General features: G+C 30.1%; 18 protein-coding genes, 1 tRNA gene, 1 riboswitch and 1 other annotated feature. Of the genes, 16 read left to right on the top strand and 3 right to left on the bottom strand.

The window, feature by feature from the left end; all coding sequences use genetic code 11:
- The first annotated feature begins 41 nt into the window (after positions 1 to 41).
- Positions 42 to 207, top strand: a riboswitch (M-box (ykoK) riboswitch).
- A 267-nt stretch (positions 208 to 474) separates the two neighbouring features.
- Positions 475 to 1746 (top strand): magnesium transporter, encoded by a 1272-nt coding sequence (locus tag BEE63_RS06315; protein WP_066020573.1) that lies wholly within the window; start codon positions 475 to 477, stop codon positions 1744 to 1746.
- A 13-nt stretch (positions 1747 to 1759) separates the two neighbouring features.
- Positions 1760 to 2986, top strand: coding sequence for an Nramp family divalent metal transporter (locus BEE63_RS06310; RefSeq protein ID WP_066020572.1), 1227 nt, complete (start codon positions 1760 to 1762; stop codon positions 2984 to 2986).
- A 246-nt stretch (positions 2987 to 3232) separates the two neighbouring features.
- On the opposite strand, the gene BEE63_RS06305 is transcribed toward BEE63_RS06310, so the two are convergent.
- On the bottom strand, positions 3233 to 4009 hold the full coding sequence (locus BEE63_RS06305) for a methyltransferase domain-containing protein (RefSeq protein ID WP_175400834.1): 777 nt from the start codon (positions 4007 to 4009) through the stop codon (positions 3233 to 3235).
- Between the two features lie 167 nt (positions 4010 to 4176).
- On the opposite strand from BEE63_RS06305, the gene sleB reads away from it, so the two are divergent.
- The 4 genes from sleB to nth all read left to right on the top strand — a co-directional run bounded on the left by sleB (position 4177) and on the right by nth (position 7305).
- On the top strand, positions 4177 to 4881 hold the full coding sequence (gene sleB / locus BEE63_RS06300) for a spore cortex-lytic enzyme (protein ID WP_066020571.1): 705 nt from the start codon (positions 4177 to 4179) through the stop codon (positions 4879 to 4881).
- 66 nt (positions 4882 to 4947) lie between these two features.
- Positions 4948 to 5158, top strand: a binding site (T-box leader).
- Between the two features lie 54 nt (positions 5159 to 5212).
- Positions 5213 to 5782 (top strand): serine O-acetyltransferase EpsC, encoded by a 570-nt coding sequence (epsC, locus tag BEE63_RS06295; protein ID WP_066020570.1) that lies wholly within the window; start codon positions 5213 to 5215, stop codon positions 5780 to 5782.
- Positions 5783 to 5961: 179 nt separating this feature from the next.
- Positions 5962 to 6681 carry a lysophospholipid acyltransferase family protein gene (locus tag BEE63_RS06290; RefSeq protein WP_066020569.1) on the top strand — a complete coding sequence of 240 codons (720 nt, stop codon included), beginning with the start codon at positions 5962 to 5964 and terminating at the stop codon, positions 6679 to 6681.
- Positions 6682 to 7305, top strand: a complete 624-nt coding sequence (gene nth / locus BEE63_RS06285; RefSeq protein WP_066020568.1) for an endonuclease III — start codon at positions 6682 to 6684, stop codon at positions 7303 to 7305.
- A gap of 881 nt (positions 7306 to 8186) precedes the next feature.
- On the opposite strand, the gene BEE63_RS06280 is transcribed toward nth, so the two are convergent.
- Positions 8187 to 9221 carry a M42 family metallopeptidase gene (locus tag BEE63_RS06280; protein ID WP_066020567.1) on the bottom strand — a complete coding sequence of 345 codons (1035 nt, stop codon included), beginning with the start codon at positions 9219 to 9221 and terminating at the stop codon, positions 8187 to 8189.
- A gap of 159 nt (positions 9222 to 9380) precedes the next feature.
- Between BEE63_RS06280 and BEE63_RS06275 the strand changes: the two genes are divergently transcribed.
- The 6 genes from BEE63_RS06275 (at position 9381) to BEE63_RS21610 (ending at position 11853) form a co-directional block, all read left to right on the top strand.
- A tRNA-Leu gene (locus tag BEE63_RS06275) sits at positions 9381 to 9464 on the top strand.
- Positions 9465 to 9612: 148 nt separating this feature from the next.
- The gene (locus BEE63_RS06270; RefSeq protein ID WP_066020566.1) at positions 9613 to 10569 is read left to right on the top strand and encodes a tyrosine-type recombinase/integrase; all 957 of its coding nucleotides are present in this window, start codon (positions 9613 to 9615) and stop codon (positions 10567 to 10569) included.
- Positions 10569 to 10763 (top strand): hypothetical protein, encoded by a 195-nt coding sequence (locus BEE63_RS06265; protein WP_066020565.1) that lies wholly within the window; start codon positions 10569 to 10571, stop codon positions 10761 to 10763. The genes BEE63_RS06270 and BEE63_RS06265 overlap by 1 nt, the downstream gene beginning before the upstream one ends.
- A 10-nt stretch (positions 10764 to 10773) precedes the next feature.
- Complete coding sequence (locus BEE63_RS06260; protein WP_242874706.1) at positions 10774 to 11193, top strand: helix-turn-helix domain-containing protein; 420 nt, start codon at positions 10774 to 10776, stop codon at positions 11191 to 11193.
- Between the two features lie 162 nt (positions 11194 to 11355).
- Positions 11356 to 11511, top strand: coding sequence for a hypothetical protein (locus tag BEE63_RS21615; RefSeq protein ID WP_207646931.1), 156 nt, complete (start codon positions 11356 to 11358; stop codon positions 11509 to 11511).
- A gap of 81 nt (positions 11512 to 11592) precedes the next feature.
- Positions 11593 to 11853, top strand: coding sequence for a hypothetical protein (locus BEE63_RS21610; protein WP_175400832.1), 261 nt, complete (start codon positions 11593 to 11595; stop codon positions 11851 to 11853).
- Positions 11854 to 12380: 527 nt separating this feature from the next.
- Here BEE63_RS21610 and BEE63_RS06255 read toward each other — a convergent pair.
- Positions 12381 to 12590: a helix-turn-helix domain-containing protein gene (locus BEE63_RS06255; RefSeq protein WP_066020563.1), complete on the bottom strand. Its 210-nt coding sequence runs from the start codon at positions 12588 to 12590 to the stop codon at positions 12381 to 12383.
- Positions 12591 to 12789: 199 nt separating this feature from the next.
- On the opposite strand from BEE63_RS06255, the gene BEE63_RS06250 reads away from it, so the two are divergent.
- The 4 genes from BEE63_RS06250 to BEE63_RS06235 all read left to right on the top strand — a co-directional run bounded on the left by BEE63_RS06250 (position 12790) and on the right by BEE63_RS06235 (position 18065).
- Positions 12790 to 13221: a hypothetical protein gene (locus tag BEE63_RS06250; RefSeq protein WP_066020562.1), complete on the top strand. Its 432-nt coding sequence runs from the start codon at positions 12790 to 12792 to the stop codon at positions 13219 to 13221.
- Between the two features lie 3082 nt (positions 13222 to 16303).
- Positions 16304 to 16489: a hypothetical protein gene (locus tag BEE63_RS06245; RefSeq protein ID WP_066020561.1), complete on the top strand. Its 186-nt coding sequence runs from the start codon at positions 16304 to 16306 to the stop codon at positions 16487 to 16489.
- 75 nt (positions 16490 to 16564) lie between these two features.
- The gene (locus tag BEE63_RS06240) at positions 16565 to 17107 is read left to right on the top strand and encodes a hypothetical protein (protein WP_066020560.1); all 543 of its coding nucleotides are present in this window, start codon (positions 16565 to 16567) and stop codon (positions 17105 to 17107) included.
- Between the two features lie 112 nt (positions 17108 to 17219).
- Positions 17220 to 18065 carry a hypothetical protein gene (locus BEE63_RS06235; RefSeq protein ID WP_066020559.1) on the top strand — a complete coding sequence of 282 codons (846 nt, stop codon included), beginning with the start codon at positions 17220 to 17222 and terminating at the stop codon, positions 18063 to 18065.
- The last annotated feature ends 42 nt before the right edge of the window (positions 18066 to 18107 follow it).

The following is an 18107-nucleotide window of genomic DNA, read 5'->3' as shown; positions in this document are numbered from 1 at the left end:
TAACAGTATATATTTTGTGTTTTGATAAATAATATAATAATGGAAGTTTTAGTTAGGTGAGGCTCCTATATAGATATACGCTACTGCCCAGAAACATCGAGAGATGCCAAAGCGGGTCAACAGGTATTGCCGGTTAAGGTTCTATCTAATGTAGCTGGATTTTAATCTAAGCTGTATAGTGCTAAAGCTCTACTGTCTAATTTATATTAGAATTTATGAGTGAGCCTTTAAAGGCTCTTTTTTATTTAAAATAAGGGGTGAGTTTTTTATGGAAAGTGGCCCTCATTTAGGCAGGGACAATTTAAAGTGTATATCTGAAGAGAAAATTGAGGATTATCTTTCATACTTAATCTGACATATCCTATTCCAATATTTCTCTTCAGTACTTAATCGACATAGTAATATTAATTACTGCACATGTTGAATTTTATATGAAGTTGGGTACTTAAGCGAAGTATGAAAGGAATGATTGATATGCAGAAATTATTGAATAACTTTTTTCTGAGTGAAGTTCTTGGTAGAAAGGTATATGATGAATACGGTGAATACGTTGGAAAATTATGGGATATATATGTTACTGCTGATGAATCCTATCCTAGAGCGATTGGATATAAAATTAAAAAGGATGGAGAATATATAAATTACGAGTTCAAAACAATAGATTTTTATAAAGATGAAGAAGGACGAAGAATCGTAATAAAAGTTAGGGCAGTAAAAGATACTATAATGAGGAAATATTCTTATTTGTTGTCTAAAAATTTATTAGATAAACAAATTGTTGATATAAATGGTAAAAAGCTTGTTAGGGTTAATGACCTTAGAATAGCTAAGATGAGTGGCGAGCTTAAAGTTATAGCAGTTGATACTGGCTTTATGGCACTTAGCAGAAGGCTTGGAATAGAAAGGCTTGTAGGTGGAATTTATAAACTAACTGAAAAGAAGCCTTCAGAAAATTATATAATGTGGAATGATGTTGAATCACTTGAAATGGTAAATGATAATCTTAAATTGACGGTTCCTTATAAAAAGCTTTCTTCGATGCATCCGGCAGATTTAGCAGATATACTTGAGGATATGGATTTTAATTACAGAAAGAAAGTATTTGAGAGTCTTGATGAAGATTTAGCAGCAGATATACTTGAAGAGATAGAACCTGATATTCAAGCGGATATACTTGAAAATTTAAGTAATGATAAAACTAGTGAAGTTTTGGATAGTATGCCAATTGATGAAATTGCAGATATTTTGGATGAAGTTGATGAAGAAACCGCTGAAAAAATATTACTTAACATGGGAAAAGAAGATGCTGAAGAAGTTAGAGCACTTATGGGTTACAGTGATGAAACAGCAGGAAGCATAATGAATAAAGATTTTATTTCATTTAATGTGAATATAACTTTAAATGAAACTTTAGATATAATGCGTGAAATGAGTCCAGAGGATGAAGTGGTAAATTATATTTATATAACGGACAATGAAGGAAAATTAGAAGGATTTGTTCCACTTAAGGACTTAATCTTTATGCCTCAAGATAAAAAATTAAAAGATGTTATGGATAAGAATTTTGTATCAATAAAAGATTCAGATAAACTTGATGATGCTGTGGAGATATCTTCAAAATACAACCTTATCTCGCTTCCAGTATTGGACAAGGAAAATAAATTATGTGGTGTTATATTGATTAATGATTTGATTGATGAGGTTTTATTGCCAGTTTGGAAGAAAAAATTCAAAAAAGTAGGCTAAAGAAGGTGAATGTATGAAGAAGAAATTTAGCAGACTTATGTTTGTTTTAAGCATAGTAGGACCGGGAATTATAACTGCTAATGCTGGTAATGATGCAGGTGGAGTAACTACCTATTCGGTTATAGGCTCTAAATATGGATATTCAATGCTTTGGGGTCTATTCGCCATAGGTATAGGGCTTGCGGTTGTTCAGGAAATGAATGCTAGGATGGCAGTGGTTACAGGAAAGGGATTATCTGATTTAATAAGAGAAAGATACGGAGTGAAATGGGCTTTCTTTGCAATGTTTGCCCTTATAATTGCAAATCTAGGAGTATGTATAGCTGATTTTGCTGGAATAGCTGCCAGTTTGCAATTATTTAATATAAGTAAATATATATCGGTACCAATACTTGCAATTATGATTTGGTTTATAATGACTAAAGGCAGTTATTCTAAGGCTGAAAAAGTTTTTTTGTTATTAACTTTGACATTCTTTGCATATGCTATTACAGCTTTTATGCTCAAACCTAATTGGGGCAGTGTATTTTCACGCATAGTTAATCCACAGGGAAAGCTAGATAAGGGTTACTGGCTTGCCTTAATAGGTATGGTAGGAACTACGATAACACCATATATGCAATTTTATTTACAGTCATCAATTGTAGATAAAGGAATTTCCCTAAAGGATTATACGTATGAGAAATTGGATGTATATTTAGGAACCTTGTGGGGAGTTTTAACAGCTCTTTTTATAACAGTATGTACTTCAGAAACACTTTTTAAGGCACATATTGCTATATCAAGTGCTGAAGATGCAGCTTCTGCACTTAGACCTCTTGCAGGGCAATATTCATTTGTACTCTTTGGTGTTGGACTTTTTGGGGCTTCATTTTTAGCTTGCTGCATCATACCGTTATCTACATCTTATGCAGTATGTGAGGCTTTTGGATTTGAAAGTGGAGTTGATAATAAAATTAAAGAAGCGCCTGTATTCTTTGGACTCTTTCTATTTATGATAATTACAAGTGCGGTCGTAGTACTCATTCCTAATTTATCCCTTGTAAATATTATGCTTGTAACCCAACAACTGGCAGGAGTGCTGTGCCCTATAGTGTTATTATTTATGATAAATCTTGTAAATGATAAAGAAATAATGGGAAAGCATGTTAATAATAAATTTCAAAATGTAATAGTAAAGTGTACAGTAGTACTTATAATAGCACTTACAGTGCTGGCTTTTGTAGGAAACATTTTTTGAAAAATTAAGAATGAAGAATTATGGATGATTTTCCGCAGCGGAGCGGAAGAAAATCTTCCTTGCTTAGAGGTAACAGTATTTTGGAAACAATTTAAATAAAACTCAATAAGTCTTGCACCAAATTATAAAAAGACTTAGAAATTTTAATTTGTCTGAGCTTCTTTTCAGCAAGTTATTAAAATTTCTTAGTATTTTTATAATTTGGTGCTTAGACTTATGAATTTTATTTAATGCTTCAAAATACTGTTACCTCGTTGGCGTTGCGATGAAGAAAAATCTAGGAAATCTAAAAATAATTTCTCCATTTTTCTGTGATTTATATCTTTTAATCACTTCTTTAAAAATATCATTTTCAAAAGATATCTTCTTTTCCTCTGATAATTGTTCAAGATATGGTCTTAAGCCTGTGCCTTTATACCACTCCATAATATCTTTGTGAGATTTTAATCTATGACAGTATGTTGTGCTCCAAATACAAAAATCTTGAGATATATCTGACAATAAATCAAAGTATTCCTCCTGCTTAAGTGTATAAAAAATTCGTGGATTATCAAATTCTTTTTTCCATTTGTCATTTGTTGAAACTTCTGATATTATTCTGTGAATCGGTTCGTTATAATTCATTGGTATTTGAATTGCCAAGATTCCATTTGGATTTAAGAGTGCCAATAAATTTTTGAGCAAGCTTTTATGGTTTGGTATCCATTGGATACAGGCATTAGAAAAAACGACATCAAAATTGCAAGATAATTTTGACAATTCTGTGCTTACGTTAAGCATTTTAAAATCTAATAAGGGATAATTTTTTTTAGCTGTATTAATCATATCTTTAGAATTATCTACTCCTAATATATAAGCATTAGGAAATTTTTTATATAAAATTTCTGTGCTGTTTCCAGGACCACAGCCTATATCAAGAACTTTTTTAGGTGCAGATATAGTTAGACGGTTAGCTAAATCTATAGCAGGTTGGGTTCGTTCATTTTTAAACATTAAGTATTGATTTGAATTCCATTCGGGCAAGACTATCACTTCCTTTATATATACTAATGTAATTATATCACAAAGGCATAAAAAAGCATTTAGTGAAAATATAAAACTTTTAGTATTAAAATTTTAATTTTGAACAAAATATACTTGAAATGATTTATGGTTAGATAAATATATTTAATTTTGGCGGAGGTATATTTATGAAGCAAATTTTAAAGTATAAAAGAAGTATAGCTATGTGTATGGCTGTAATTTTATCGTATTTTAGCATATATGTCTGGCTTCTGCCTTATAATAATGCAGTAAAGGCCATTACATATAAATATGGTTCAAGTGGAAATGGAGTAGTTCGAATTCAAACAAAACTTAGAAATTGGGGATATTACAAAGGCAGTGTTGATGGAAAGTATGGATATTCAACTTATACTGCAGTTAAAAGTTTTCAGAGAAAAGTTGGAATTTCACCAGATGGTGTAGCTGGAAGTGCGACTCTTGCAGCACTAGGGCTTCCAAGTGGAACAGTAACTACTACAGGAACTAAATATTCAAATTATAGTCATGATTTAAATTTATTAGCAAGGCTCATAAATGGAGAGGCTAGAGGTGAGCCATATGCAGGTCAAGTTGCTGTTGGTGCTACAGTTATAAATAGAACAAGAAATCCTAAATTTCCATCAACCATAGCGGGAGTAATATACCAACCGGGAGCTTTTACTGCAATTGTAGATGGTCAAATTCATGCAAATATGGAGCAAAGTTCTATTAATGCAGCGAGAGATGCTTTAAATGGATGGGACCCTTCAGGAGGAGCTATTTACTACTTTAATCCAGCTACTGCCACAAGTGCTTGGATATGGTCAAGACCGCTTATAAAGATTATAGGTAAACATAGATTTTGTCGGTAAAAGTGTGTTGACAAAAGTTTAATAATGTATATAATATAAGTAGAATTAATTCTTAGTAAAATAGTAAAGAATACTTTGATAAAGTAAAGTAATACGATGGAAATTTTAAGAGAGGGAATGCAAGCTGCGAAATTCCTAAATGGAAGTTGTATGAAGTGCACTTTGGAGTACATCATTTGAAATTTAGTAGGATGATGCGGGAATACCCGTTACAGTATTAGAGCATTATATGTGCTTTAATTTAGAGTGGAATAGCGAGTAAGACTTCGTCTCTAGTGAGATGGAGTCTTTTATTTTTTTGTCAAATGCGGTTTTGATAAGGAGTGCTAGTATGTTTAAATCAATAAGATATGATATAAGAAGAGTTTTAGAAAATGATCCTGCAGCCAGAAATGGACTTGAAGTTTTTTTACTGTACCCTTGTGTACATGCTCTTATATGGTATAGAATGGGACATTTTTTTTATAAGCATAATATGTTTTTTATTGCTAGGTTATTTTCTCAAATTGGCAGAGGACTTACAGGAATAGAGATTCATCCAGGTGCAAAAATAGGCAAAGGGCTTTTCATTGATCATGGTATGGGTGTTGTAATAGGTGAGACTGCTGAAGTTGGTGACAATGTTATTATGTATCATGGTTCTACTCTTGGTGGAACAGGAAAAGAAAAAGGTAAAAGGCATCCAACTGTTGGAAACAATGTATTCATAGGTTCAGGAGCCAAAGTTTTAGGACCTATAAAACTTGGTGATGGATGCAAGGTAGGTGCAAATGCTGTTGTTCTTAAGGATGTACCACCTAACAGTACAGCTGTTGGAATTCCTGCTAGAATTATTCCTCCCAGTAGTAAGAAAGAAAAAATAATTGATTTCAATAATTATTGTAATGAAAAGGATCGCTAAAATTTTAGAAATTTAAAAAAATCGAAATGGTTTATGCCCTTTCGATTTTTAATATTTATACTGGAAATAATATTAACATTAGACTTTTTAGGAAAATTAAATTATAATAAATTTTGTTATATATAAAATTATTATATAGATTAATATTTTAAAGTGCTTTTGAAAGGTGGAAGTTGAATATGATTTCTCCTGTAGTAGCTAAAATTATTGAATTACTACCGGATACCGTAACAGGTTTTTTGAGCAGAAATATTTTAAAAATGTATTTAAAAAAATATGCTGACATACAAGTTAGGGGTATGGAAAATTTAAAGGGAATTAATACTCCCATTATGTTTATTGGCAATCATTTAAGCAATTCTGATGGATTAGTTCTTAATAAGGTATTGGAAGATTATGATGTCACATTTGTAGCAGGAGTTAAGTTAAATAAAGATGCAATTACAAAATTAGGTACTTATTGCGTAAAAACAACTCCAATAAAACCTAATACTGCAGATAAAGAAGGTATTTCTAGAATTATAAAGTTATTAAGAAATAAGAATAATATATTTGTATTTCCGGAAGGAACAAGAAGTAGAACTGGTGGGATGATAGAGGCTAAAAAGGGCCCATTACTTATAGCAAAAATGGGCAAAGCAGTTATAGTGCCAGTTGGAATTTGTGGAAGTGAAAAACTTATGCCTATTGATAAATCAGGCAATATGTATGATGAAAGTTTTCATTATGCAAAAGTCAAAGTGAATATAGGCAAACCTTTTTATTTTGGAAGTAGGAATAAGGATGAAAATAAGAAAGACTACGAAAAAAGGGTAATAGATGATGCAATGTATAAAATTGCAGAACTTATACCAGAAGAATACAGAGGGGTTTATTCGTATACGAAGAAGGTGGTTTAAATAGAACAGGAAGAGATACAAGATGTAGTTAAAATACTTTATGACTTATATCCAGAAGCTGGGTGTGCTTTGAATTTTAATAGTCCATTTGAACTTTTAATTTCTACTATACTAAGTGCACAATGTACTGATCAAAGGGTAAATTTAGTTACAGAGAAACTTTTTAAGGAATATAACACTCCTTACAAAATTATTGAACTTACAGAAGAGTCTCTTCAAGAAAAAATTAAAAGCTGTGGTCTTTATAAAAATAAAAGTAAAAGTATACTCGGTGCATGCAGAGAACTTATAGATAAATTTCATGGTGAAGTGCCGGCTACAATGGAAGAGTTAACCTCACTTCCTGGAGTTGGACGAAAAACAGCAAACGTAGTTATGGCAAATGCTTTTAAAATACCTACTATTGCTGTTGATACACATGTGTTTAGAGTTTCCAATAGAATAGGAATCGCACATAGTGAAAATGTGTATGATACTGAAAAGCAGCTCATGAAAAATATAAACCAAAAGGATTGGATTAAAATGCACCATTGTCTAATATGGCATGGTAGGCAGATATGTAAGGCTAGAAATCCTAAATGTCAAGAATGTGGGCTAAAGGAATTATGTGAATATGCGAAGTAACAGTATTTTAGAACATTAAATAAAACTCATAAGACTAAGCCTAAAATTATAAAAATACTAAGAAGTTTCAATAACTCGCTGAAAAGAAGCTCAGACAAATTGAAACATCTAAGTCTTTTTATAATTTTAGACAAAGTCTTATTGAGTTTTATTTAAATTGTTCTCAAAATACTGTTACTTCGCATAGGATAGGGCAAGGAAGATTTTCTTCCGCTCCGCTGCGGAAAATCTGGGTTAAAAATTTATTAGTGGCTAGATGTTTAATAACTCGCTGAAAAGAAGCTCAGACAAATTGAAACATCTAAGTCTTTTTATAATTTGAGGCAAAGTCTTATTGAGTTTTATTTAAATCGTTTACAAAATACTGCTATTTCACATAGAGGGTAAAGGCAAGGAAGATGTTTTTCGCTCCCATGCGAAAAACATTATAAAAGATTGCAATCGGTGCAGCTGAAGTAATGGTTATTAACATTGCTTTGCTTGTTAATAGGAGAGTTAGAGTCCTTTGATTTTGCCAAAGGAAAAATCTTTTATCTGCTGACGGGCGAAGCGATGTCAGCCTGCCACGTTGCAACAATAGAAACAAGCTCACTAGATAGTTATGCATACATAATGCTTTTATGATTTAAAGCTAAACTAACTTCACGCCCAAAATTCCGTAGGAACGGAGGAATTTTTTCCTTGCTTTACCCTCAAGGAGAAATAACAGTGTTGAAGGAACGATTTAAAAAAATTTTAATAAATCTTGATAAAAAATCGTAAAATACTTAGAGATTTCAATTTGTCTGAGCCTCTTTTCAGCGAGTTATTGAAATATCTTAGGATTTTACGATTTCTTTATCTTAGATTTATAGAATTTTTTTAACGTTCCTTCAATACTGTTATTTCTCCAAGCAATAATTTATTAAAAGATTTAAAGTTGCGATTATTCCATCCATATGAGTTCTCTCATACCCATGCGATGCATAAACTCCGGTTCCAATTAATGCAGTTTTTATATCATAACCACTTCTTAAGGCAGCAGAGGCATCTGATCCATAGTGTGGATAGGTATCTATTCTATATGGAATATTCTTGGATTTGCATATATTTACTAGCTTCTTTTTAAAATCATAATCATAAGGACCAGAAGAGTCTTTTGCACATATACAGGTAGTAAATTCTGAAGAATTCTGTCCTGTGCCGGGTGCACCCATATCAACAGAAAGAAATTCTACAGTTTTTTCTGATATGCTTGCAGCTGCACCATGGCCGATTTCTTCATAGGTACTTAAATAAAAATTTGTGGTATATGGAAGTTCTATATGGTTATCTACGATATGTTTTATGGCATACAGAATTATGGCTGCACTAGCTTTATCATCAAGATGCCTGCTTTTCACAAAACCGCTGTCTGTAAATGAGGTTCTTGGATCAAAACATATATAATCACCTACGTTAATGCCAAGAGCTTCGACATCTTCTTTTGAAGACACTCTCTCGTCAATTACTATTTCCATATTTTCTTGTGTCCTTTTTAAGTCCCTTGCATCTTCATGTATATGAATAGAAGGCTTTATTGTTTGCACTGTACCGGTATATATTTTTTCATTCATTGTTATTATTTTGCAATTTTCACCTTCAATTGAATTCATCATGTATCCACCAACAGGAGTTAAAGCAAGGGTACCATTTGATTTTATTTCTTTTACCATTGCGCCTAATGTATCTAAATGTGCAGATATAGTTCTTTCAAAATCAGTATTTTTTCCCTTTAAAGTTGCTATTATATTTCCTTTATTTGTGAGTTTATATGGTACTTCAAGTATATGAAATTCTTCCTTAACGTAATCAGTTATATTATGTGTATAACCTGAAGGACTGCTTATTTCAAGTAAGTTTTGTAAGTAATATTTTAATTTTTGCACGTTAAGCATTGTATCAACTCCTTATTGTATTTATTTTACACAATAGAGACGTAATTTTCAAATGATTTATGCTAAATAATAATAGAGTTATTATTATAAAAGATGTATACATAAATCAAAATTAATTGAAATCTAAGCTTTTAAGTGATATACTTATTTGTGTATTTTGCGGATATGGCGGAATTGGCAGACGCGCTAGTTTCAGGTATTAGTGGCTTAGCCGTGCAGGTTCGAATCCTGTTATCCGCACCAAATAAAGCTATTTTACGATAGCTTACAACTGAATATATTTATAAAATACACACTAGAATTTTTAATGATTTTTTCATTATTCTAGTGTGTATTTTTTTATTAGAATTAGCACCTTTCTTAAAAAATTATTTTGAAAGGTGTGTATAAAGTGAGAGAAAAAATAACGTTAATAAATAAAAGTTCTATAAAAACTATTGATAATTGTTTCGAAGAATTTGTTCTCAACATGAAGGTGAGAAATTTAAGACCTTCTACAATTAAATTTTATAAAGATTATTTTCATATATTTAATATGTTTATAGATTCTGAAACGCCAATTAATCAAGTTACAAAAGAGACAATAGATGAATATATATTATGGCTTAAAGAAAGAAAAACAGAAAAGGATAGTACAATAAATATTAATCTTAATGCTATACGTGCGTTTTGCAAGTATTGTCAGAGTTTAGGATATATGGAGCAATTTAAAATCAATAAAATAAAAGCGGATAAGGAAATTATTGATACTTATACAGATTTTGAATTGAACTTATTACTTAAGAAGCCGAACGTAAAGAGAGCTACTTTTAAAGAATTCTCTACATGGGCTATAGAAAATACGTTAATAGGGACAGGGATGCGTGCAGGAACATTAATTAATTTAAAAATAAAGGATATAGATTTTGATAACGACTTAATAACTTATCGTCACACAAAAAATAGAAGGCAAACGATTATTCCATTATCTTTAACTTTAAAACAAGTATTAGTGGAATATTTGAAATATAGAAAAGCTAACAATGAAGAAGATTATTTATTTTGTAATAGTTATGGTGGTTTTTTAAAAAGAAATCAATTGACCCATAATATTGCTAAATATAATAGAGACAGAGGTGTGAATAGGACTGGTGTACATAAATTCCGCCATACATTTGCGAAAAAATGGATTTTGAGCGGAGGAGATATATTCCGTTTACAGAAAATTTTATGTCATTCCTCGTTAGATATGGTACGTATTTACGTAGATATGTTTACTTCTGATTTACAGAAAGATTTTAGTACATTTAATCCACTAGACCAATTGAAACAAAAGAAATATATCTCTTTAAGAGGGGGTAAAAGATAATGGAAACTCCTTCTATACATGAAAGATTATTTAACTATTATAAGAAAAAACAATCTATAGAGATGCAAAAAGAAATTAAAAGTTATACTGCTATAGACATGGAACATACAAGAGTTGCAATTAAAGTTACTTTTAAAGATAACAACTGGCTTAGGGTATATCAAAAGACAAATGGCATTGTTGAATGGTATTAAGGGGGAGATAATGATGAACGGAAATTTTACTATAGTACAGAATAAAGATATTACCTCCGACCTTAGTAACGGAGCATTTAGATTATATATACTTCTACAATCCTATTGCTATGGAAATCAAAAGCACACTTGTTATCCTAGTCAAGCAACTTTAAGTAAGCAATTAAATCGTACTACACGAACAATACAACGTTATTTAAAAGAACTAGAGGATAAAGGATATATAGAAAAAAAAAGAAGAGGCAGCATAAGTAATATTTATAAAATGCTGAAGAAAGTTATACAACAGAAAGTAAATAAAGCAGTAAATAGTGCTAAAAATGCTTATAAAAAATATAAAAATAAGCTTGATAACTTTAATGACTATTCACAAAGAGAATACGATTATAATGATTTAGAAAAGAAACTTACTGCATGGCAAAGAGAATGAACGACAAATAAAAAGAACCTATAGAGTGACCATCTCCATAAGTTCCCAAAACTTAATAAAAAAAACTTAACACCTATTATTATAGCAAATTTTTCAAAAAATATAAACAGATAGGTGTATTTGTGCTGTAAAAAAATAAAATTATTTTTAAAAATCGAATGTATGTTCGCAAAAGGAATGAAAGAATATCTTTATAACTACGTAATAGTGTCGTTAAACTATGTAAAAATGTCGGTTGAATTTGTAATACGACATTCATTTAGTATCTTATGTGATAAGGATGTAATTATTGATATGACAGGGTTTCAGCATGAATAATATATTATAATAAGAATTATATTTAATATAAATTAACGACAATCTTACGTACATTGGTTATATATAGTAGAACTAATATAAGTGATTAAAAAGCTTATATTTTCATTAGGAAATCATTTAAGAGTAATAAAATCTATAATAAAAATGTTCTTATCAAGCTTTTTAATCACATTATCATTTGGTGGAAAATATAAATCTAGTAATATCAATGGATTGCAGATTTCAATTACGAAGAAATGGAGAAGTGTACGAATAAAAGTAACTCAATTACGAAGAAATGTAAGTCAATTACGAAAGAATGTAAAAGTGTACGAAAAGTATCAAGGTGACATCTGGGACTAAAAATTATAGTTACTTTTAAGTGAATAAAAGGTGAATTAAAAGACGCAGTAAAATTATATTTAGAATACGCAATCAAAGAAAATGTGGTGCTTTTATACGATAAACAAAATAATATTGATAAAAAATACTATAGTATTATCAATGATTGCGTTCAGTAATTCACTTTTTAGATTTATTGAGTATTCTAGTTCACTTATATATTAAAGAGTATTTTAGACCTAGATGTCAATGTCACTTCTTATGGTATTTAGATATCCACAAGCCATTTAATCACAATTTTAACTACGTATAAAAGTCGGTGAAGGTATGTAAAAATGTCGGTAAAGATGTGTAATAACAACTAATTTATTAGCATGAGAAACAAATATACGACAATGCTACGTAGTTTAAAAGCAAGTAATATCAATGACTACATTGTTTTTAAACTTGAATGTCGACGTGTTTATAACCGACAATCTTACACACTTTAACGACATTAATACATAGTTTAACTATATATTAAAAAAGATAGAGAATAAATTATTTCTCTACCTTTTGTCTTTTTTTAATTCAATTATATCGGCTATATCTGAATTAAGTACTTCACATATCTTTTCTAACACATCATAGCTTACAGCATTGGTTTTATGATTAGCAAAATTATAAAGAGTGCTATAACTAATGTTGCATTTTTTAGAAAGCCAATTTAAATTTCTTTCCTTTGCTTCTAATATTTCATTTAATTTAATTTTTATCACGATAGTCATACCTCCTAAAACATTATAGCATATACAATATAATAATTAAACTATAAATGATAAAAAATATTTAATTGCAATATAGTATTTATAGTGTTGACAATATAATATTTATAGTGTAATATAATACTTGTAAGGTAAATAAATGAAAAACATCTTTAGAAAATAAATTGATTAACTTTAGGAGGAATATTATATTATGGAAAATGTTATGAGTGTAGAGGAACAAACAAGGGAGAATAATAAATATATAGAGTATGTTGAGGATTTAAAGGATGTATTTATAAGAGAGAATGCAATATGTGACACAATAGAAACAATAGATTATGTACAATTATGCAAGTATAGAGATATATTACTTAGTAATAGGACAAGCAATAAAGAGTTTGATTTCAATGATTTTAGTTTAAAGAATATGCAGGATATGTTTTTACAGAATTTAGATGCTTTTGATGTAGAATGTATTAAGAATGCTATATACAATAAAGGTTGGACTTTAGAAAAATTATATGATGTTGTTTCAAAAGGTGTAACTATTGAAGGTATAAATAATCATACTTTTCATACCAATGTATTACAATTAACTGGTATTAAATATTCTGATTATGTTAAAAATCACAACTTAGAATAATGTATATTTCTATAATGATGGCACAAAATAGCCCCTAGAATTGCTTTTAATCGGAATAGAGTGTAATTATATTACTCATTTTGAAAGTGATTTTAGAGGTATTTTTGTTTCATATAGAACAAGCTAAAAAACAAGTTGGTTGAAATCCCCTGTTTTGTGGTCGTTTGAAACGTTCTCGAATATTAAAACATATCGTTTCAAACGACCTGTTTTTAACTGACTAAGTTTAACTTATGCAGTTCCACAATCTTCAAATTTGACGACGGTCACAAGGTTGAAAGCGTTGTCCATCAATGTGGATAATTGTCCACTAATAAATATATTTGCTATGCCAGAGTGGCAGAGCGGATTTTTCCGTTGTCCCTGAAAATGATAGCCATTATCACTTTTAATAATACTAGATTGAAAGAGGGATTTCCCACCGTGGGGAATTACACAAATGTGCAACGTGACACGATTGTGAGTACTCGCTATAAGTGCGACTACTAATTATGCGATACTCAGTGTGAAGACCACATAAGTTTTCCATTCTTCATTATGAAGAGTACAGTGCAAATGCAACGTAAAATATTTAATTTATTCGTGCCTTTGCCTACCCGTCACCTAGCTTACGACTACCCGTCTTTAATTGAGATTTTCCAAGCCCTTATTTCAAGCATATACAGGGTAACTATAATGTATAGGTAACTATATATAAACACTAGGTAACTATGCTATATGACTTTACTAGTTGATAATTTTAGTAAACCATTGAAAGGACATTACATGAGAATTTAGTTATCGGTTTTACCTACATCCGAAAGGGGGCGGTAAAACGTCGACACCTTTATCGCTGACCTAAGTTAAACTTATGATAAAATATTTTCGACGATAACTCTGCGAATTTCGACGATAGTGTCGAACTCTCGATACTTTCCACAGAAGTGTGGACACGTTCGTGAACAAAAATGTGCATGATACGATAGTGACATATTGTACCCAACGCTGGGAATTGAGATTTCCTCAATATTGGGGATAACCTATAGGGTGCCTCAAATTTGAGGCGGGGGTGATGAAATATTTAAGTAAGGGATGCGTTAAAATTTGAAGCAGGGGTATTAATACGTTTTGCCGTTACATTTTGTAACACTATTATTATTTGTAATAGTTAGTTTTGAAAATAAAAAATGCACAAAAAACGAAAAATAACCACCAAGCTAAAAACTCTACAGCCATTCATATGACTATATCATAGCGATTTTTTATATCAAAAATGTACTGTTCCTAATATGGGAGACAAAGATTGAACTTTTTTGTAAAATTGATGTACTCTAAAGTTAGTCATATCAACTGTTTGCAGGTTTAAGCTATTTAACCTATAAGGGGGGAAGACAAAATGCCTAAAAATGAGCAATTTTATACACACTCCATATTTTGGTAAATCTCTCAGGCGTTGATATATCTATGTTTGAGAGGTGTTATTTTTTCATCTGCCTCGGTTGTATAGGGAGGACATAAAAATGAAATTATTAAGCTATACGAAATTATCAATTTGTTAATGATTTTCAAATATTGTTGTTAAATTGATAAAACAGGGGCGTTTTTTGACCCCTAAAAAAGGCAAAAAATCGCAAATAGAAAAGTGATCTTAGACATAGAGCCATGAGGGTTTGAACCACTTTTAAAAAAAGTAGATTTTTGAAAAAATGACCTCTAGCCATTGGTATATAAAGGCATTAACAGTTTTTTGAGAATCGTCTATTAGGGGAGTATGTAATATTATTAATAAAATGGTGGATATAAAAAATGGTATAAAAATAGAAATTCTGTATAAGCAAGAAATCTCTACAGGATAGATATATCAATGGATAAGACCACATGAAAATAAAAACATACCCATTTCTATTATGTAATATATAATAATACTTATCTACCCTATTTTTCAAAAATTAAAAAACTGGTATAAACCCTACAGCCAAGCCACTTTACAATTGTCACCATAATAGCGGTATATGGTATATAATAGTGTCCAAAAAAAAGCCACTAATTAATCAGTTTTCACGTTTGGGGTCACAACTTTTTTGGAGTTGGCTTGTAGCAATGAATAGAGGGGTGTCCATCTTCCTTGTATATGATATATAAACAATCTTAAAAGTAGTTAAAATTTAATTACACATTGCGTACAGCTAGTAATATCAATGGTTGTATAAATGGAGAGTTTTAGAATTTGACCTACGTTAAACCTAGTAATATCAATGGTTATATAAAAAAATAAAACCTTGTATATGGTATATTAAAAATTGCAAGGCAAAAAAATTTTAATACCTTGCAATCCTTTGTATATCAATGGTTGTACGGAGAAGCTAATTCCTTGTATATGATATAAGAGCAATTTTAATATAAAATATAGGTTTCCATTCCTAAAATATTTTCAACACCACCCTAGCCCTTATGTATCAATGGTTGTAGGAAACCGCATCTTCCTTGTATATGATATATAAACGTATTGTTGTTGGTATTACGAAGAACCTAAAGAAGCTAATTGATTTAATAAAAGTAACCTTTTAAAGCAATAATTAAAAAATTAAATTAAAAAATGATAGAGAAATTCAACAAAAAAGATATAAAAAGAAGAAATTCTCGCAAAGCTGAAAATGCTGTATAGGTTGATATATCTATACTTGGAGTATATAAAAAAATGAAAATGTAAGTTTCCTAATATGAGGAGTAAAAAGAGTAATAATCAATTTGAGCCATCAATAAAATTTTGATGCCTGAAATGGGTTATTAACCTAACTTGAAAATTTAAATATTTTCTCATGTTATTTTGGTAAGTTTAGTTGCTTTGTAGCAGGTTCAAACCCTGTCGCCTCCAAGCAAATGTATAAGCAACTGTGCATGAGGAATAATGTCATGCAACTTTTTTTGGCAATATTAGAAAACTTTTTTTAGTTTCTTTATATAAATATCTCTCTCACAAAGTCCTTATTATTATAGGGACTTTTTATTATGTTTATAATTAAAAATTTATATATATATATTTTTTATTTCCAACAAAAATTGGTGTAAATAATTAGAAAAAAATAATTAAGGAGAAAGGAAAATGAATGATGAAGTAATACGTAAAAAAATAATTAATTACGTAAAGAACAAAGGTGTTAAATATACTTTCATAGCAATAAAAATTGGTGTACATAGGAGTACTCTATGCCATTTTCTTAAAAATGATAGAAAAGTAGCAGATAAAGTTAGTAAGAACTTACAAGAGTTTTTACTTAATAATAAATAAAAAAATTTAATAAGGGTTTTATATTGTAACTCATGCAGGGGCAATATAGAAAACTTGAAAGGAGATTTTATTAATATGGAAAATGAAATAAAAACAAATGAAACACAGGAAACTAAAGAGGAGGACATAAAGGTAAAAACTTTTACTGAAGAAGAGGTTAAAAATTTACTTAATGCAAAGGTACAGAGTGAAACTGATAAGGTGAGAACTGAATATTCTAAGAAATTAAAAACAACAGAAGATGAATTAAATAAGTACAAGCCAAAGGAAAAATCTCAGGCAGAGATTGAACTTGAAAATAGATTAAAAGTATTAGAGGACAAGGAAAAGGAAGTATCTAAGAAGGAAAGATTATTAAATATATCTGATGAACTTGAAAAACAGGGGCTTCCAAAACAACTAAATAAATACCTTTTAGAGGTTAAAGATACTGCAACTGAAATAAATAGTTTAAAGGAAATATTTAATAATGCTAAGTTAGACAATTCTTTTAAACCACAATCTCATGCAAGTACGAAAGATTCTATAACCAAAGAGCAATTTCTTAAAATGGGATATACAGATAGATTAAATCTATTCAAATCTAATAAAGATTTATATGATAGATTATCAAAATAATTAATAATTAAAAATTTAATAAATGTATGTAATTAGCAACTGGTCTGCAATTTATGGTCAGTTGCTTTTTTATATAAAAAAATAATTAAAAAATGAAAGGATGATGTTTATTATGGCATTTACAGGAAGTATGAGAGCAGATATGTTAATCCCCGAGGTGTATACCCCATTTATTGAACAAGCAATTTTAACAAATAGTGTTATGTTAGGTTTTGCTGATATAAATAATGACCTACAAGGACAGCCAGGAGATAGTATAACTATACCAAAATGGAGTTTAGGAAGTTCAGCAATAATATTAACTGAAGGAGATTCAATTCCTTACGACAAGTTAGTACACACAACACAAAAAATTGAACTACAACAGTTTGCAAAAGGTTTTCAAATAACAGATAGAGCATTACTTGCAAGTTACGGAGACCCAGTTGGTGAAATGGCTAAACAAATAGGACAATTAATTGCAGAAAAATTAGATGATACAGTTGTAAGTGTAGCAGGTACTACACCACTTGTTTCAAATTGTGCAAGTGCAACAACTATAACAGCAGCAGAAGTAGATACTGCATTAAATCTATACGGAGACAAACAAAATATAAGTGATTTTGAGGGTATAATTATCAATCCTAAATTAAAATCTGCATTTATTAATATGCCTGAATTTGTAAATAGTACAAATACTACTGTTACAAAAGATAACGGAATTATAAAGCAAAATATTATCGGAGATTTTAGAGGAATCAGTGTCATTTTAAGTTCGAAAGGAACATGGGATGCAACAAATAGTCAATGTGTAACATACATAATTAAGAAAGGTTCTTTATTAGTTCCATATAAGAGGCATTTAAATACAGAACAAGCAAGAGACATAGATACAAAATCAACTAAAATTAATGCGGATCTAATTGCAGGTGTTGGTCTAGTTAATGATGCAGGTATAGTAGCAATAAAAAGTAAATAGTTAATTGTGAGAGGTGGATTTCCACTTCTCTTTTTTTAAATT

The organism is Clostridium pasteurianum, assembly GCF_001705235.1.
GTDB classification, from domain to species: domain Bacteria; phylum Bacillota; class Clostridia; order Clostridiales; family Clostridiaceae; genus Clostridium_S; species Clostridium_S pasteurianum_A.
The sequence above is the reverse complement of the archived record's forward strand: the minus strand, read 5'-3'. Positions and strand labels throughout refer to the sequence as shown.

What these genes read in the sequence shown, in the direction of transcription:
- BEE63_RS06290 (WP_066020569.1), top strand. Translation starts at nt 5,962, where the DNA reads ATGATTTCTCCTGTAGTAGCTAAAATTATTGAATTACTACCGGATACC.
- BEE63_RS06310 (WP_066020572.1), top strand. Translation starts at nt 1,760, where the DNA reads ATGAAGAAGAAATTTAGCAGACTTATGTTTGTTTTAAGCATAGTAGGA.
- BEE63_RS06235 (WP_066020559.1), top strand. Translation starts at nt 17,220, where the DNA reads ATGGCATTTACAGGAAGTATGAGAGCAGATATGTTAATCCCCGAGGTG.
- BEE63_RS06315 (WP_066020573.1), top strand. Translation starts at nt 475, where the DNA reads ATGCAGAAATTATTGAATAACTTTTTTCTGAGTGAAGTTCTTGGTAGA.
- sleB (WP_066020571.1), top strand. Translation starts at nt 4,177, where the DNA reads ATGAAGCAAATTTTAAAGTATAAAAGAAGTATAGCTATGTGTATGGCT.
- BEE63_RS06245 (WP_066020561.1), top strand. Translation starts at nt 16,304, where the DNA reads ATGAATGATGAAGTAATACGTAAAAAAATAATTAATTACGTAAAGAAC.
- epsC (WP_066020570.1), top strand. Translation starts at nt 5,213, where the DNA reads ATGTTTAAATCAATAAGATATGATATAAGAAGAGTTTTAGAAAATGAT.
- BEE63_RS06240 (WP_066020560.1), top strand. Translation starts at nt 16,565, where the DNA reads ATGGAAAATGAAATAAAAACAAATGAAACACAGGAAACTAAAGAGGAG.
- BEE63_RS06265 (WP_066020565.1), top strand. Translation starts at nt 10,569, where the DNA reads ATGGAAACTCCTTCTATACATGAAAGATTATTTAACTATTATAAGAAA.
- BEE63_RS06260 (WP_242874706.1), top strand. Translation starts at nt 10,774, where the DNA reads ATGATGAACGGAAATTTTACTATAGTACAGAATAAAGATATTACCTCC.
- BEE63_RS06280 (WP_066020567.1), bottom strand. Translation starts at nt 9,221, where the DNA reads ATGCTTAACGTGCAAAAATTAAAATATTACTTACAAAACTTACTTGAA.
- BEE63_RS21615 (WP_207646931.1), top strand. Translation starts at nt 11,356, where the DNA reads ATGTTCGCAAAAGGAATGAAAGAATATCTTTATAACTACGTAATAGTG.
- BEE63_RS06250 (WP_066020562.1), top strand. Translation starts at nt 12,790, where the DNA reads ATGGAAAATGTTATGAGTGTAGAGGAACAAACAAGGGAGAATAATAAA.